The sequence below is a fragment of the Streptomyces sp. NBC_01669 genome (assembly GCF_026339735.1).
GTDB classification, from domain to species: domain Bacteria; phylum Actinomycetota; class Actinomycetes; order Streptomycetales; family Streptomycetaceae; genus Streptomyces; species Streptomyces yanii.
The window spans coordinates 8,081,550-8,098,525 of record NZ_JAPEQG010000001.1; the positions used below are offsets into that span (position 1 = coordinate 8,081,550).

The window sequence follows — 16,976 nt, forward strand, 5'->3', positions numbered from 1 at the left end:
CCCACGGACAACAGACGCAAGACGGTCTCCCGCCGGAGCGGGCAGCGGCATCCGACCCGGCGGCGCAGGGCGGCCTCCGTGACCGAAGCCGACAGAAGTCGGCCACCGGGGCGTCGGCAGCGGCTCCGGATCATGGGAGACTCGGCCCCATGAACGGCAAGGCGACCACCACCCGGACGAAGTTGGAGAGGGGCCGGAGCGCGCTCGGACCCGCGCTGGAGCTGGTCCACACCGGACGCGCGCCCACCCGCGCCGTGCTCACCTCCGAGCTCGGCGTCACCCGCGCGACCGCCGGCGCGGTCGCCGCGGAGCTGGAGGCGCTCGGCCTCATCCGCGTCGACTCGAGCCCCGGCTCCGCAGCGGGCTCACAGGGCCGCCCCTCGCACCGGCTGGCCGTCCGGGAGTCCGGTCCGGTCGCCATCGCCGCGCAGGTGCATGCCGACGGATTCCGCGCCGCGCTGGTCGGGCTCGGCGGGCGGCTCGTCGCCACCGCCCCCGGCTGTGTCACGGTCACATCGGACCCGGCACAGGTCGTGGGCGAAGTCGTCGACGCGTGCGCCCGGTTGCTGCACGACAGCGGGCTGCGCTGCGTCGGCGCGGGACTCGCCGTCCCCTCCGCCGTGGCCGAACCGGAGGGCACCGCGCTCAACCCGCTGCACATCGCCTGGCCGGCAGGCGCCCCGGTCCGCGAGATCTTCGCCACGTGTGTACGGGAAGCAGGCATCCCCGGCCCCGCGTTCACCGGCAACGACGTCAACCTCGCCGCGCTCGCCGAACACCGGCACGGCGCCGGCCGCGGGGCCCAGCACCTGCTCTGCGTGGCCACGGGCCACCGTGGCGTCGGCGGTGCCCTTGTCCTCGACGGCCGTCTGCACACCGGCAGTTCGGGCCTGGCCCTGGAGGTCGGCCATCTCACCGTGAACCCGGAAGGGCGCCCCTGCCACTGCGGCGGGCGCGGCTGCCTCGACGTCGAAACCGACCCGCTCGCCTTCCTGACCGCCGCCCGCCGGGAACCGGGCCCCGAGGAATCCCTGCTCAAGCAGGCGAGTGACCTGCTGCGCACCGAGTACGAGGACGCGGCGGTTCGGAACGCGGCCGAGGAGCTCATCGACCGGCTCGGCCTCGGCCTGGCCGGCCTGGTCAACATCCTCAACCCGGACCGCATCATCCTCGGCGGGCTGCACCGTGCACTGCTCGACGCAGACCCGGAGCGACTGCGCGCGGTGGTCGCCGACCGCAGCCTCTGGGGGCGCAGCGGCAGCGTGCCGATCCTGCCGTGCACCCTCGACCACAACAGCCTCGTGGGCGCGGCGGAACTGGCTTGGCAGCCCGTCCTCGACGATCCGCTGGCCGCACTCGCCTGAACCGGCGGGTGAGGTCCGGCGCCGCTACCGCGCGGGCTCGGGTACGAGGGCGAACGCCTCGATCTCCAGCAGCAGTTCGGGGCGGAACAGCGCAGCGACCTGGACGGCGGAGCTTGCGGGCAGGCGTTCGGAGTCGATGTACGTGTCGCGTACCGTGCGGACGGCGGGCAGATGGGCGATGTCGGTCACGTAGTAGGTGAGCTTGACGACGTCGTCGAAGGACGCACCGGCGGCCGCCAGACAACGACGCAGGTTCTCGAACACCTGCCGTGCCTGCGCGGCGGCATCACCCGCTCCCACGACGTGGCCGTTCGCGTCGAGTGCCACCTGCCCGGACACGGCGACGAGCCGACCGGAGCCGGTGACGACGTGGGTGTACCCGACTCCCGGGGTGACGCCCTCCGGAGCCGTGATGTGTGTGAGATGCGTGTTGTCCATGGCAGCATCCTCACCCGCAGACGAGCGTCGGCACCAGCGCATATGTGTCGGGATCAGAGGCCGCGGTCCTTGCGATGCACCTCAGCACACACGGGCCAAGGCTCATCCTTCGGCCTCAGCAACGGCCCGCCGGCTGAGCTGTCATGGATGGAAGGGTCCCCCCGCCTCGGGTGAAGACGCGTGGTCGTCAAGGCGCGCCCACTCAACTCCGGAAATCGTCAGCCGGGATGGCCCGCCGGGAAATCTGGCGGGCTATCCCGGCTGTATCAGCAGGAGCAACTGAGAACGTAATCGACAGTCGCGTCGAAGAGATTCAGAAGATCCCGCCTCGCGCCGAGTTCAGAAACGCCGGACTTCCTACTCGCTGTCCAGGTTCTCCGAGAAGTCGGCCGCCTCGAGGAGCCCATTTCCATTGAGTCAGTGAGCGATCGCCTCGATGGCGAGATCCCGATCGATGAAGCACCTGGCCGAGATCTCCAGCGAGTCGTCGAAGATCACTCGCCGCAACGGACCACCGGGGTGATCGGTCGACCTGGTCACGGTCTGCCAGAAGTCCTCGTTGGTGTGGATGAGAACCCAATCGTCCAGCGACACACCGATGTTCAGCGAGTCCTCGGGAATGTCCTTCCCTCTCCAGAGGGAGAGCCCTGGAAAGTCTTCCACTCCCGCTTCCCGATAAAGTTCGAGAGCCTTCTCCGCGGCCGCTACTACCTGCCCGACCTGAGATACTTCCAGCCCGGTCTCTCGGTTTGTGGTCGGATGCCAGAACCTGAGATAGTGCTCCGCAGTCACACCTTCCATCCTCTTACTCCTTCGGTGAATTCCCAGGTCGACGTGGTTCCGTTGTCCGGGAAATTGACTCTGAGTGTAGCTTCGTTGGGTAGCAGCTTGTGGAGCATGTGCCTACGGAAGCCGGCGGCCGCGCAGGGGCCCCCTCGTAGTTGATGTAGAGGTCCGCATCGCTGATGCCTATTTTCTGCATGATTCCTGCAGCGTGCCCCTCAACGTGTCTCGTTGCGTACGTCCTACCTGATCCGGGTCCCCCCGGAAAATTGTCGCCTTCGTGGAACCATCGCCCCGGGCCCGGGATCTGACTCCTCAGCGGGACGTCCGCTGTCTCCGCCCGGAGTCGGCGGGTCCGCTGCGCTCAGTAGCCATATCGCCTGCTGGCGAGCGCCAATCGGTTGCCCATGTACGGGTCCGTGGCGAGGCCATCTCGTCCAGCGCGCCACAAGCTCATCGAGCGCCAACTCGGCGTCGCCAGCAGTGTTGGCTGCTGCAGAGATCACAAGTGCCACCGCGGGAACGGAATGTAACAGGCGGTGCTGCCGGACCAACGCCCGGCAGCACCGCCTTGATCCATTTCGCCGCGGCCAGAGGCCTATTCGCTGCAAGATCCCACAGCTACTGCAGGGTCGTCAGCTGCCCCTGAGCACACCGGAATCGGGTGCTTGCTTGAGAACTCATGCACGGGATTCACGGCAAAGGTACAGAGAAACCCTGATGGGGGTGTCATCGGGATCGAGATGCTCGAGACCCAGTATCACGTGCACATCGGAGACCCTCCAGCAGCCAACCCACACGAATGCGAAGTAATCGCTGTCGAGCACCAGGTCTTCTGGCTCCACTGAGAACTTCTCGCCCATCAGAGAAGTAAGCCGACCTGCCAGCTCGCGACAATCACGAATCTTTCCCTGGTGCTCCCCAGTGACGTCGCTGACGTAATCGGGGGAGCCCCAATCGACCTGCCACTCCTGCAATGTGACGCCGAGCACCACCAGGCCCTCGTAATCTTCGATTCCCAGACGGAGGCCATTCCGCGTCAAACGCTTCGGGTACGGCAGAGATACCGAGCCAGCAGGATCCCAGCCAGACAGGACGAGTTCAGAGGAAATCCGCTCCGCATCCCACGGAGATTCGAACCGCGCAGCCAGCTCAATGAGCTGGAGAGCGTAATCCAAATCGACATCAAGCATCAGCTTCTCCCTCCGGAAGAAAAATGATGGACCGCAAGTGCACCGCTTTCCAAAAAAAACGGCGAAGCGTCAGTCCGATCCGTTCGGATCCTCCGCGTCCGACTCGACCGACCCGAAGGTCAGGTCGGGGCCTGGGGGCCACAGCTGACTCGCGGAGAACAGTGAGGGCGCAGCGTAGGGTCTGGGCGCCTCACGCCACGACGGCTTACTTGAAACGACGCAACTGTTCCCTTCTCCTTCGAGCATCCAGGTCCAGTTTCGCGCGTCGGAATCCAGCCCGGCGAACCTTGCAACGTCATCGAACTCAGCGCTTGTGGCAGGTCGTACGTGGATTCCACGATAGACCGGCTTCAACAGCATGAATTCGACATGCCCGAAGTAGATTTCGACCCTGGTCGTGGTGTTGTCGATCGCGACTGGATCGCTACGCAGGATCAGATGACGGTGCGACACATCAAAGCTCCACACTTTGAACATCCGGTCGCGTCGGGTGAATTCAGACATACGTCACCTCCTGCTAGTCGGCCCAGTCGGCCGCGGCATGTTGCTAAATAATGGCGAATTTCAGCGCAGCCGAGACTTGCCCCCTGTCACGTGCCCAAACATTCCAACGAATAGTTGATTCGTCATTGAACAACTCGGCACATGTGCGCCACACGTGCACGCGCACTCCACCCTCCTCCCACCACCATTCATGAGACCCCGAGGGCTCGTCCACGAAATTTAGGGCTTCAGCCCGTGACATCACATCAGCAACGCCCTCGGGCCCTCCGGTTGCCACGCTGATCCAGCTCTCACATTCCCAGTACATAGCAGCGGACTCGATCAACGAGTTGACGTTGTTGAACGCCTTCAAAAATCGGGAGTCATTGCCGCGTTCGCCGAAATAGTGGATTGAATCATCAGGTGCCACGAAGACGCCAACAGGAAGAAGAGAGGAATCTACGAGCGAAACCATGGGAACGCCGTCGTCCGGATCCAGCTCGGCGAACGGCTGAAAGTTGACAGTACCTTCCGATGCCCATCCAGCACTCTCGTAAGAAAGCCCCCCGTAACGCATGCGAAGGAAGTGCAGACGTTCCCAGAACTCTACGCCCCCCTCCCCGAACGACTCAATATATTCGGCCAGCACCTCCTCGCGGTCATCAGACCATGCAATCGCCCCCCGCCGAGCCCTCCGAGAGAGGAAGATTTTGGCCCGCTCGGTCAGACCTGCAGGGTCTTCGAGAATAAATGGGGTCAAGAAAGGATTCACTCAGAACTCCCCTATCGGAGATGCGCAAAGCAGCCTGCACGGTATTGAGTGCAGGCTGCTTCGCATACTATACCCCTACTTCATCTCCTATCAGAGTAGGGGGCGATCAGCCCGTCCGGTGTAATTCACCCCCAAATCATTGAGGACTCGGGTGCACTGCGCGCAGGGGAGCATCAGCTCTCCATCGAGTTTCGTCCCGATTCGCTTGGAAAGAATGCCGATGGTCGTGAGCTGGTGGCCAGCCGGATCAATATTGGCGTTAAACGCCTGATTGATACAGTGCATCTCACTGCACCGCCCGTTGGTCACATTGAGTTTCGCGTAGAGATCCTGCAACTTCGGATGGATCGGATCGGTGAACCCGGACCTGCCGAACTGAGCTCCCGGAATTGTTGAGTCAGTAATCGTTCCAGGACGCTGCCTCTTCGGCGCTGCATTTATGATGGCCTGGCGCTGGCTGCCCAACCTTTCGAGCGATTGCCCGAGATCATCAGCGAAATTGTCGACCGCCGTACCCGCGCTGTCGACAGTGAACCGGGGGGCACGGCTCAGGCCACGCCCCGCATCAACCGCATCGTCAAGAAGCTTGGCGCCCTTCCCTACACCCGGGAAGACCGACGCGGCGGCGATGGTGCATTGCCACGCCGACGGGTCGTTCGAGCAACCCTGGATGTCGGAGAATCCGGACAGTTCCTTGACGAAGTCCCAAGGGTCCACCCAGTTCTCGAGCCCCGTGGAGCCGTCGTGGTACTGGACGTTGAACTCGAGGCGCTCCGGGTCGGGGATGATCGGGTCCCCGCCCATCTGGTACTGGTTGCGTGCCTGGCAGCCGACGTCGCAGGCTTCGTGCCCGTCCCGCTCGATGCTGTTGACCGGGTTGCCGCCGGCGAAGCCGTAACGGTTGCTGGTGGCGGGCCCGGCACCCAGGCTCATGTCGGCTGCGGCGCCGGTGTACGAGTCCCGGTTGATGAACCGGTTGTGCTCCGGGCTGTAGTCCCGGAAGCCCATGTCGTAGGTCTCCGACTGGGCGTTCCAGCGCTTGCCGTTGAAGCGGTAGGGGTTTTCCCCCTCGTCGCCCGGCGCCACGATGCTGTCCAGGCCGGTCCACTCGTCCTTGGCGTCCTGGCCATAGGCGGTGTAGCCGTAGGTGGAGCTGGGCTTGCCGTCGGACGCGTTGGTGAAGGTCTCGACGTCGCCGTGGCTGTTGTAGCCGTAGTAGCCGCTCTCGCCGTTCAAGTGGTTCAGCTGGGAAAGGCGTTCTCCTCCCAAGCCGAACTGGTAGGTCTTGACGAGGGTTCCGTCGAGCTCGTCGCTGAACACCTCACTGTCCAGCCCCAGGTAGCTGTACTCGTCGGTGTAGGCGTTGTTGACACTCTTCTCGACCGTGCGGTCGAGAGCGTCGTAGCGGTAGTTGGTCGTGTTTGTCTTGTCGCCCGCCTTGCGGACCGTGCCGATGAGCCGGTCGAAGCCGTCGAAGGTGTTCTCCTCGACGGCGGCGCCACCGTTTTCGGTGACGGACTTCATCCGGCCGAAGGTGTCGTAGTTGTAGATGGCCGAGGAATCGACCAGATTCGAGGAGGAGCTCAGCCGGTTCTTGTTGTAGTAGAACTCGGTCACCTCCGACTTCTGGAGGAAGAGCTGCTTGACGACATTGGAGTTGTCGTCGTGCCAGTACTGCTCCGTCCGCGGCTTGCTGCCGGTCTTGTCCAACTCCCTGATCCGGTCGACCGGATCGTAGGTGTAGTTGGTCACGGACTGCCGGACCCCGTCGCCGTCACCGCTCAGCAGCGACGCCGTGTCCTTGCTCTTGTTGCCGTTGGCGTCGTACTCGTAGCCGTGCGACGAAACCAGCGCACCCTGGCTCGTCTTCTCCGTGCTGGTCTTCGGGGCGCTGTTTGCGTAGTAGGTGTAATCGACGGTGTTGCCGTTGCCCTTGGTGAGGGTGGCACGCTGACCGCGATCCGTGTACGTGAACTGCGTGATGTCCGGCTGGGGGTCGGTCGGCACCTGGCTTGCCGTGACCTTCTTGAGCAGGTTGCGCAGGTCGTACTCGTACTTCGAGTTCTGTTGGGGATGGCTGACGGTGTCGAGCTGGCCGTCGGCGTCGTAGGTGTAGGAGGTGGTCTTCGGCTCCTGGCCGGTGAGCGACTCCGCGACCTTGTCCACCTGATTCAGACCGGTGTAGGTCATCGTGTACGGCTCGCTCGTGGTGCTGCCGACCGTTTCGCCGATCGTGAGCATGTTGCCGTTCAGGTCGTAGTCGTAGGCGTACGACCTGTCCGCGGAAGGGTCTCCGGCGGCGTCTGTGCGGCCCTTCAGGGATCCGTCGGGGTAGTGCGACCAGCCCATGGCCCGCGTGGACGTGCCGTTGTCACCGGTCAGCGTCCGCTTCTCCTGCTGACCGACGTTGTTGTAGTCGTAGGCCGTCTTGGTGTTCCACGCGTCGGTGGAGGTCTTGATCCAGCCGTTGTCGAAGTAGGTGTAGTCGGTGTCGATGCGTGCCGGGTCACCCGCCGGCGGCAGCGAGGTCTTCTTGACCCGGCCTACCTCGTCGTAGACCGTTTCGGTGTAGACATCCGCCTTGTTGTACTTCTCGTCCGCCGGGTCGTACGGCTGGAACTGCTTGACCGGCCGGTCGAGCTTGTCGTACTCGGTGCGGGCTGCGAAGTCCGCGTCCGTCCCGGTGGTGGCGGTGCCCCGCGGTGTCTCGACCTTGATGGTGTTGCCCACCTGGTCGTAGTGGAAGCGGGTGGTGCGCACCGTGGTGCCGTCGTACGGCACCTTCTGCTCGGCGACCATGGCCCGCGCGTCGTAGACGACCTCGGACTTGTTGCGCTCCTCGTCGGTGGTGGCGACGACCAGGGAGTCCTTGTCGTAGCTGGTGGTGGTGTACTTGCCCGCCGCGTCGATCTGCTTGACCGGCCGGTGGTCGAGGTCGTACTCCGTCTTGCTGGAGTAGTCGGTGGTGTCCGCCGACGCGTTCTTCTTCGGGTCGATAACCGTGACGGCGTTGCCGACGTTGTCGTACTCGTAGGAGACCTTGTCGTCCTTGGCGTTCACCGCCGACGTGAGCTGGTAGATCGCGTCGTAGTTGTTGGTGGTGACGTAGTCCGTGGCGTCCGCGGTGGTCGCCACGCCCTTCGGCTCGGTCGTCGTCCTGAGGTTGCCGACCTTGTCGTAGGTGTAGGCCGTCTTGCGTTCCGTGGTCAGGTTGTTCGCCGGCGCGGTCGCCGACATCACCTGGTCCATCGGGTCGTAAACCGCCTTCGACACCGCGTTCGTCGGTGACGTCGACTCCACGATGTTGTCGTTGGCGTCGTACACCGGAGCCGGGGTGGTGATGTAGATGCCCGCCGCCTGGTCCTTCGGCACCTTGCTCACCAGCGGACGGCCGTAGGTGTCGTACGTCTGCGTGCTGGTCTTGATCAGCGCGTCGGTGGCCGAGGTGACCTGGCCGCGCTCGTCGTAGACGAACTTCGTGGCCTTGGCGTAGGGGTCGGTGACCGTCTTCGGGGAGCCGACCGGGGCGAAGTCCGACGTCTGCGTCGCGTTGCCGTTGGCGTCGGTGGCCTTGGTCTGCTGGCCGTATGCGTCGTAGTCGTACTTCGTGGTGTAGTCGTCCGCCGTGGACGATTCGACGCCCTTCGGGTCGGTGACCGTCTTCAGGTTGCCGAAGGAGTCATAGCCGAACTGCCACTTGCGGCCCTCCGGGGAGGTCTTGGTGTACAGGTCGGCGCTGTAGCCGTCCAGTCGTGTCTGGTACTCGAACCTCTGACTGTTGGCCGGATAGGTGCCCGGCGCGCAGTCGCTGGACGGCGGCACGCCCGCCTTGTTGTTCTCCGCGTCACGCTGCCACAGCGGGTAGCCCGTCTTCTGGTCGTAGCAGTACGCGGTCTTGGCGCCGTTCGCCTCCTCGATGTAGGTGACGTTGTTGTCCGCGTCCCACGACGTCTTTGCAGTCTGCGACTTGGCATTGGTGGCCTGTACGGGCCGCCCGAAGTCATCCGAGGTGGTCGTAGTGGTGTGGGCCTCGGCGTCGGTGACCTTGGTGTCGGTGAACTTCGTGTTAGTGGCGTTGGCCGCGTACGTGAAGCCCGTGGCGCCGTTCAGCCGGTCGGTGATCGTCTTGGTCCACCAGTGGTACTTCGGATCATCGCCAGTCTGCGGGGCGTAGTACGCGAGCTGTGTGGCGTTGCCACGCGGGTCGGTGACCTTGACCAGCTTGACGTTCTTGTTGCCCTGGGTGGCGTCGTAGGTGAACTTGAACACCTTGGGCTGGGCGGATCCGTCACCGTCGGTGATCTGCCCCAGCAGGCCCTTGTCGGTGTAGGAGAAGGAGACCTTGCGACCGGAGATGTCCGTCATGGACTTCACGTGGTCGTAGATCTTGGAGTTGGTCAGGTTCGTGCCGGTGACCTTCGCTCCGGTGGCGTCGATGTAGTCGTAGGACGCGTCACCCTTCTTGAAGTAATCCACCGTCAGCGACTGCCGGCCGGCCGGGTCGGTGATGTAGGTGAGGAACTTCGTCGGCTTGTTGTTGGACTTGCGCTCCTCGTACGTGAACGACTGGGTGTTGCCGTTCTTGTCGATCTCCGAGGTCAGATAGCCGTCACAACCGAACAGGAAGCGGGTGCCGTCCGGACTGGTCATCGTCCAGGCATCCGGGACCGGGTCCTTCAGCGGGGTGCAGTCCAGACCGGCCTTCGGGGCCAGCTTGAAGTGCGCACCCGCCGGCGCCTTCCAGGAACCATCACCCTGCTTGGCGAAGATGTGCGTGGTGCCGTCACCGTCCGGAAGCTTGATCTCCGTCGGATTCGGATTCGGGCGGAAATCCAGCGGCGCACCCATCCGGATCGGCCCCGCGGCCTGACCCGACCAGCCCGCACCCAGCACCGTGTCACTGGTGTCGAGCGAGTTGTAGGAGAACCCCGCGAACGTGTTCAGCCCGCGCCCCGGGTTGGTGAACGCGTTGTAGGACCACACCGCATTGCCGGACGACAGGTTCGACATGAACGCCGAGCCGGCACCCGTGTTCTTCCCGGTGTAGGAGTAGAACCTCTCCAGACCCAGGTCGTTCGAGGTCGGATCCTCCACTGCCACGTTCTGCTTCAGCGTCGGAATGCCGCCGGTGCCGGCCGACAGCCAGGAGCCGTCCGAGATCTTGCGGACGTCCCAGCCCAGCACATGGTCCGTGCGCTTGGACCCGTTGTCCGAGTTGATCGGCGTCTGGACCTTCGCCTTAATCGTGGCCGACTTGCCCGGCAGCAGCGCCGGAATCGCGGTCTTGAGCTGGTTGCCGCCGGTGGTCACGTCCGTGCCGTCGGGCAGCTTCCAGGTGTAGGAGAGCTCACGCTCACCCGCCGCCCAGGCCGCAGCCGTGGTGTTGGTGACCGTGAAGTCCACCGTGTACGTGGAGTTCGGCGTCATACGTGCCGGCGTCTGCGGCGCGTAGTAGGTGTCCTCCGTCGCCGCATCGACGTAGATCACCTGCATGTACGGACGCAACTGCGGTTCGGCGGCCTCGCCGTTCAGAAACAGCGTGCGCTCCTGCGGACCGGTGGTCGTCTCGTCCTTGAGCTTGACCGCGACACCGTGGTTGCCGGTCGGGGTCTTCACCCACGACTGCATCAGACCGGTCGCGTCCCACCAGTGCCGTCCCACCTCCGAGACCGAGGCGACGGTGTCGGAGACGGTCGCGGACATGTCGCCGCCCGCCGTGGTCCACGCGGTGGTGGCGTTGAGGTTGTTCCAAGTGGCGGTGGTCTCGTCGAAGTCCTTGGTCAGACCGTGGAGTTCATAGATTGCACCGTCGGTGCCGGTCGTGGTCTCCGCACCCCACATGTACATCTTGTTCTCCAGCACCGTGGCGGTGGTGGGGATGCCCGTGGTGGGGAACTTCAACACGGCACGGGTCTTGCCGTACGTAGTGGAGTTGTTGCCGACACTCAGCCACTTCTGGCCCACGCCGAAGGACTGGATGGCATCCTGGTTCGTAGTCGGCTGTTGCGAGGACAGGGTGGTGTCGGTGACGCCACCCTGGCTGCCCTGGATGATCTTCATGGTGCGGCCGGCCTTGGGGATACCGACGACGCGGGTCGGCGAGCCGAGCAGCTGGCCGTCCTTCGTCTTCACCGCGAGCTGGTAGTAGTACGACTTCCCGATCTCGGCCGAGGACGAGTCGGGGGTCGGCACCGCCGTGGTGTCCGTGTAAGTCGTCGCGCCCGATGCGATCGGCGCGATCAGCGTCGCCGCGGACGGGGTGAAGACCTGCTGCGTGGAGCGGTGCAGCTGGTACTCGGCGATGTCCAGACCCGTGTCACCCGTGGTGTTGGTGTACTTCGACCAGGACAGCTCGGGGCCCGTGGAGTGCACCACAGTCGGCGACTTCAGCGAGGTGCCGACCTTGCCGTAGGTGACCGTCAGCCGCGGGATGCTGGAGGTCTCGCCGCCGTAGACGGAGCCGTCGCCGGCCTCGTAGCGCGGACCACCGGTCAGGGCCGTACCGGACTCGTCGGTGCCCTTGAGAATGAACCCGTAGTTGGTCGCCGTGCCGGAGACCCACTTCTGGACGGTGTCGGTAACCGCGAAGTCATGCCACTGGTTGTACTCGCCGGTGTTCTTCACGATCGAGGCCGGGTTCACCAGCCGGATCGAGTCGGCCAGAGTTCGGGTAGTGGCCGATCCCGTACCGCCGAGCACGATCTTGCCCGTGTTGCCCTTGGCGAAGTAGTACTGGGTGGCATCCAGGGTCTTCCAGGTGCCGGCGGTGCCGGTCTGGTTGACCGTGTAGTTCTTCGTGCCGTCCCGGTAGGTCACCGTGTACGGGGCCGCGGTGGCCGCATCGGAGGCCGCCGGGTAGTGCACATCCACCCGGTAGGACGCGGTCTCGGCCACATTGGGCTGCCAGGTGTAGGACTGACCGGTGGAGGTCGTCTTGTTGTAGACGAAGTCGTCGTTGGTCGCCGCCCCACCTGTGGTGGTGCCACCCGGCCACGAGCCGACCGCCGCGGTGCCCGCATCACCGTCGTCCTGCGTGACGGTGGTGCCGGACAGCTCGCCGACCAGGGCGTTGGTGTTGGTCCACGTCGCCGTCGACTCGTCCCACGCACCGGTCGCCCGGTAGGCGCCGATGGTCACATCGTTGGCGTTGGTGGTGTGCGCCTGGTCGAAGTACATGCCCAGACGGGCATAGTCGATCTTCGTGCCTGAGGGGATCTCGGAGAGCGGGAACTTGATCAGGGAGCGGGCGATGCCGGTGTCGGTCTTGCCGGCCGACAGCTTCCAGGTGTTGTTGAAGTTCACCCCCGCCTGATCCGAGAGGACCATGGTGTCCTGCGAGGTCGCCGCATTCGGCGCGATCGTGATCGTCGGGTCTATCGCGACCGGGTACTGACGGTCCTTGGCGGCAAGCCACGCGGTGTCCGGGGTGACGACCAGCTTCCACTGCTTGCCGACCCGGGTCAGCTTCTGAGTGACCTTCGTGGAGTACGTGCCGCCGGTCGGTGACAGCGCATCCTTCTTCGCGTCCGTCATATACGGAGCCGGGATCACCATCACCGGGGTGTTCGGCAGCTCACCGAACAGCGCGACCGAACCGTCCTTACGCGCCTTGGGAGTCAGCCCGTCGGTGTTCAGCGTGAAGGTGTACGAGACCGGGCCCGCCGGGGCCTGATCCAGAACGATGTTTTCCTTCACCTGGCCACGGCCGACCTTGTACTCCAGGTCCGCGCCGGAGACCGCGTCGCTGTAGGTGACGGTGTCGCCCTTGACGGTGGGCTTGAGACTCGCCTTGTCGGCGTCGAGACCCATGGTGACCGAGCGGCCGTCAGGGGACTGGAAACGCAGCAGCCTGCCCGCGTCCGAGCCGAACCAGCTCTTGCCCTCGTTGGCCGTGTTGGCGAAGTCGAAACCCTTGGCCTGTGAGGACCGCACCGTAGTGTCGATCGGCAGCCAGGATGTGCCGGACCTGTAATTCGTGGGCACGGCCGTCAGGTCGGCCTCAACGCTGCCGTCCGACATCTGCCAGAACCGGGCCTGCGAAGTCCGCTTGCCCGTCAGCTCCTTGACCCGAGTGGCCTTCGGAGAGTTCTTGCTCTTCGGTAGCTTCTGCCGACTGGGTATCTCCAATTTGTCGCCGGTGGGCGGCTTGTTATCGCTGTCATCGTCGTCGGAAAACCAGCTCTTGACGGTGCCGACGATTCCCTTATCCCCACCGCCGTCTGATGACGAGGACGGTGCGGCATACGCGATCTGCGGCAGCAGTGAACTCATCATGGCCGAAACCACTAGACAGGAGATGTATCTCCCGTACCGAACTTTCACCCCAAACCCTTTCCATAGTGCACCCGTTGCACAGATACCGAAACGGGCACGTCGTGGTCCGCCCGGAAGCCTGGGGGACCCGGAGGAACAACACCGTGACCCATCCCGCGAGCTGGGCATGCTTGAGGAACCGCCGACGCCGACGGCACGTCAAGAGACAGCTCACCCCTCCCGGGCGAATCTCGGTCACAGCGCCGCGGTTTCTAGTTCGAGAATTGATGCACTGTCAAGCGACAAGACATATCAGGATAGTTAGACGCCGAATTGGCCTCACTATGCCCTGCTTGTCTTAGCGTTGGATTCGATGCCTCGCCGTGGTGTATAACCGCCCGACTTTGCATCGGACGAATTCAGCCTGGAGGGGCCGTGAGTGCACCAGCAGACCCGACGTTGAATACCGGCCAACCGGTTTCAGTCGCAGAATCCTCCGATGTGGCCGAAAAGGGACCCGCTGGCCCGGCGACGGCATCGCGCAACGGCTCAAGCAACAACCGGCGCGGCTTCGTCATCGCCGCCGCGGTCGTCGCCGCGTGCACCGGCCTGGTCCTGTATGGCGTCCTGAACACCGAGGACCAGCCGAAGCCGCGCGCTGTCCCCACCGCCGAGGTCACCTACGAGGTCACCGGCACCGGCACCGTCGAGGTCTCCTACCTCGCGCGCAGCGAGGCCGGCGACGCCACCGTCGAGAAGGCCGTCAAGCTCCCCTGGAAGAAGTCCGTCCAGGTCCCCCTCGGCAAGGCCCCCAGCGTCAACATCGCCCTCGACGGCAAGGGCGGCCGGGCCCTGTGCGCCCTCGCCATCCGCGGCCGGCACGTCCAGAGCGCCACCGCCTCCGGCACCTACGGCCGCGCCACCTGCACCGGCGAACTCCCCGCCGCCACCGAAGAGAGCACCGGCTGACGTCCGCCCTTCCCTGTACCGCAACGCGCACCGCGGCCCGTACCGCCGCCGCGGCCGCGGTCGTCCTGGCCGCCCTGGGCCTCACGAACCTCGTCACCGGTCAGATGAAGTCCATCATGGAGAGTCCGTGGGCCAAGTCGGTTGCCAAGATCCCGATTAAGCTGCTTGCCGGCCTGAAGGATAAGGCCGTTGATCTCCTTGGGGTCGGCGGAGGAGGCGGCAACTCCACCTGGACCAAGCCGGTAAACGCGCCACACGGCACCCAGTTCGGCGTGGCCGGCTCGATGTGGCCCTCCGGGCATCACGCCGGGCTCGACTTCCCCGCAGCCGTAGGCACGGGCATCAAGGCCGTGGCTGACGGCCGCGTATCGATGTCGACGAGCGGTGGCCCATACGGGAACCACGCCGTGATCAACCATGGTGGCGGACTCGCCTCTCTGTACGCCCACATGTCCTCCATCCTGACGTCGGTCGGCAAGGCCGTCCGCCAGGGCGAGACGATCGGGCGCGTGGGTGCGACGGGTGACGTCACTGGCCCTCACCTCCACCTGGAGGCACGGCGCCAGGGGCGTTCAGTCGACCCGATGCCGTACCTGACGGACGGCGGAGGGAAGATCTCCGGCAACGCATCGGCGCGAGCCGCGCAGACGTTCGCGCGGAACCTCCTGCCGACGTTCGGATGGGGCCAGGACCAGTTCACCCCGCTTCAGAAGCTGTGGCAGGGCGAATGAGGCTGGAACTACAGGGCGACGAACCCCAGCTCCGGCGCATACGGCATCCCACAGGCGCTCCCCGCGTCGAAGATGGCGTCCGCCGGCTCCGACTGGAGGACGAACGCCGCCACGCAGATCAAGTGGGGCATGCAGTACATCAAGTCCCGCCCGGACTGCGGAAGTCCAGCAGCTGCTTACTCGAAGTGGTTGTCCCGCTCGCCGCACTGGTACGACAACGGCGGCTATCTCCCGGAGGGCTTGTCCCTCGTCGCCAACGGCACTGGGAAGCCGGAGCCGGTCTTCACCTCGTCGCAGTGGGACACCTTGCGCGCCAGCGCGGGCCAGGGCGGGGGACAGGCGTCGAATATCACCGTCGTGTCGAAGACCTATCTCGACGGCAGGGAGGTCTCTGGCGTGATTGACCAGCGCATCGAGCTGTACGACGCCGACACCGGCCGCGCGATCAACGCCGGCCGCATCATCTGACGCACACACTGGCCCGCTCCACCGCCATGGAGGAGTGGGCCACCGTAGTACCCCAAGTGTCCCCGGTGAGCGCCGACATGGCGCCTCTGGGGGCTCCCACCACTTCGAGAGGACGAACAACCGTGAAGAGCAACGAGACCATCACTTGCGGCCACTGTCACGCCCCCGTGCCGCAGAAGGAGGGAAGGGGGTCGTCTGCGCCGCTTCCGCTCGCAGGGTCACGGGCGTCTCTACCGGCGCCGCATGCGTTCGCTGGCTTCGACGTGTGATGGCCCCATTGCCGCTCGTCGGCGTACCGTCTGAGCTGTGAGCGAGCATCTCGGAGACAAGCTGAGCCGCCTCCGCCGGCTGTCGAACCTGACACAAGAAGAGCTGGCGGAGAAGTCGGGTGTGTCCGTTGACGTCGTGCGGAAGCTGGAGCAGAAGCGCAAGGGATCCGCACGCCTGCCGACGCTGCACGCCCTGGCCAGCGGGCTCGGCGTCGAACTGACGACCCTGCTGGGCGATCCTCCCGGCGTCCCGTCGACGGGGGAGGCCGACCCGCCGCAGTTGGTAGCGGTGAGGCGAGCCATTCACCCGCTCATGTTCGCCCCTCCGCAGGAGTCTGACGGGGCAGAAGTACTCACACCCTCACTGCTGCGAGCAGAGATCGCTGACGCGTGGCCCATGTATCGCTCGGCAGAGTTCCCGCAGCTCTTGAACCTGCTGCCGGGAATCCTTGATGATGCCCGGCTCACGGCGTCACAGGAACACCACGAGGGACAGGCCGCGCTGAGCAAGGCGTTCCAGTTGGCCGGGCACCTGAGCATCCGTCTGGGAAGCTTGACCTTGCGCTAGCCGCCCTGGAACGCGCCATAGCGGCCGCGGAAGTCTCTGGGGATCCCCTTCTGGTCCCGATGATCTGCAACTCTCTGGCGTGGGCCTACCAAAGATCCAATCGGCTGGACGACGCCAAGAGCATTGCCCTGCACGCGGCACAAGGCATGGAGCGGGACGGGCTCACCGACGACGCACCAGGGCTACGCGTGTGGGGCGGTCTGACAATGAGTGCGGCTACCTCGTACGCCCGGATGGACGATTACGACGCAGCTGACCAGATGATGCGCGCCGCTGAGAAGGCCGCCGGACGCCTGGCGAAACTGCCGCCCACAGATGGTGACGGGCGTCTCCTGTCCGTCTTCAGTAAGTCTTCCGTCCGCATCGAACGCGTGCGCCTGGCGGTACAGCACGGGCGGCCGGAAGAGGCGCTAAGCCTAGCGAAGGGTATGCGCCTGTCCAAGGACACGCCCCCTTCGTGGCGTACCTGGCTGCTCCTGGACGTGGCACGCGCGCACACCGACGTCGGCAACGCGGAAGGGGCTGTGAAGGCGCTCGAAAGCCTCCGGCGAGTCGCCCCCACGTGGATGCGGCACCACACCTTGGCCGTGGCCATCGTGACGGACTTGTGGGCTCTACCGAACCGTCCCGCGGGTCTACGGTCCATCGCGGAGTTCCTGGGCGTCGCCGATTAGCGTGGCGGAAC

Annotated in this window: 12 protein-coding genes and 1 pseudogene; 5 read left to right on the forward strand and 8 right to left on the reverse strand. The window is 64.9% G+C overall.

The features are described 5' to 3' along the window. The first annotated feature begins 149 nt into the window (after positions 1–149). Positions 150–1,364 carry an ROK family protein gene (locus OG972_RS36320; RefSeq protein WP_266988757.1) on the forward strand — a complete coding sequence of 405 codons (1,215 nt, stop codon included), beginning with the start codon at positions 150–152 and terminating at the stop codon, positions 1,362–1,364. Positions 1,365–1,388: 24 nt separating this feature from the next. Here OG972_RS36320 and OG972_RS36325 read toward each other — a convergent pair whose 3' ends face one another. The 7 genes from OG972_RS36325 to OG972_RS36350 all read right to left on the reverse strand — a co-directional run bounded on the left by OG972_RS36325 (position 1,389) and on the right by OG972_RS36350 (position 13,307). Continuing rightward, positions 1,389–1,802, reverse strand: a complete 414-nt coding sequence (locus OG972_RS36325) for a RidA family protein (RefSeq protein ID WP_266988758.1) — start codon at positions 1,800–1,802, stop codon at positions 1,389–1,391. 417 nt (positions 1,803–2,219) lie between these two features. Beyond that, on the reverse strand, positions 2,220–2,603 hold the full coding sequence (locus OG972_RS36330) for a hypothetical protein (protein WP_266988759.1): 384 nt from the start codon (positions 2,601–2,603) through the stop codon (positions 2,220–2,222). Between the two features lie 4 nt (positions 2,604–2,607). Continuing rightward, the gene (locus OG972_RS49630; RefSeq protein ID WP_353961655.1) at positions 2,608–2,904 is read right to left on the reverse strand and encodes a DddA-like double-stranded DNA deaminase toxin; all 297 of its coding nucleotides are present in this window, start codon (positions 2,902–2,904) and stop codon (positions 2,608–2,610) included. A gap of 361 nt (positions 2,905–3,265) precedes the next feature. Then, on the reverse strand, positions 3,266–3,778 hold the full coding sequence (locus OG972_RS36335; RefSeq protein ID WP_266988760.1) for a hypothetical protein: 513 nt from the start codon (positions 3,776–3,778) through the stop codon (positions 3,266–3,268). A gap of 69 nt (positions 3,779–3,847) precedes the next feature. Continuing rightward, positions 3,848–4,282, reverse strand: coding sequence for a hypothetical protein (locus tag OG972_RS36340; protein ID WP_266988761.1), 435 nt, complete (start codon positions 4,280–4,282; stop codon positions 3,848–3,850). A gap of 43 nt (positions 4,283–4,325) precedes the next feature. Then, the gene (locus tag OG972_RS36345; protein WP_266988762.1) at positions 4,326–5,033 is read right to left on the reverse strand and encodes a hypothetical protein; all 708 of its coding nucleotides are present in this window, start codon (positions 5,031–5,033) and stop codon (positions 4,326–4,328) included. Positions 5,034–5,123: 90 nt separating this feature from the next. Then, positions 5,124–13,307 (reverse strand): DNRLRE domain-containing protein, encoded by an 8,184-nt coding sequence (locus OG972_RS36350; RefSeq protein ID WP_266988763.1) that lies wholly within the window; start codon positions 13,305–13,307, stop codon positions 5,124–5,126. Positions 13,308–13,787: 480 nt separating this feature from the next. On the opposite strand from OG972_RS36350, the gene OG972_RS36355 reads away from it, so the two are divergent. After that, positions 13,788–14,255: a hypothetical protein gene (locus OG972_RS36355; protein ID WP_266988764.1), complete on the forward strand. Its 468-nt coding sequence runs from the start codon at positions 13,788–13,790 to the stop codon at positions 14,253–14,255. Positions 14,256–14,371: 116 nt separating this feature from the next. Then, on the forward strand, positions 14,372–14,986 hold the full coding sequence (locus OG972_RS36360; protein ID WP_266988765.1) for a M23 family metallopeptidase: 615 nt from the start codon (positions 14,372–14,374) through the stop codon (positions 14,984–14,986). Positions 14,987–14,994: 8 nt separating this feature from the next. Here OG972_RS36360 and OG972_RS49320 read toward each other — a convergent pair whose 3' ends face one another. Beyond that, complete coding sequence (locus OG972_RS49320; protein ID WP_323135917.1) at positions 14,995–15,117, reverse strand: hypothetical protein; 123 nt, start codon at positions 15,115–15,117, stop codon at positions 14,995–14,997. On the opposite strand from OG972_RS49320, the gene OG972_RS49325 reads away from it, so the two are divergent. Beyond that, positions 15,116–15,454, forward strand: coding sequence for a hypothetical protein (locus tag OG972_RS49325; RefSeq protein ID WP_323135918.1), 339 nt, complete (start codon positions 15,116–15,118; stop codon positions 15,452–15,454). The genes OG972_RS49320 and OG972_RS49325 overlap by 2 nt on opposite strands. Positions 15,455–15,784: 330 nt before the next feature. After that, positions 15,785–16,965, forward strand: a pseudogene (locus OG972_RS36370) (helix-turn-helix domain-containing protein). Positions 16,966–16,976: the final 11 nt, after the last annotated feature.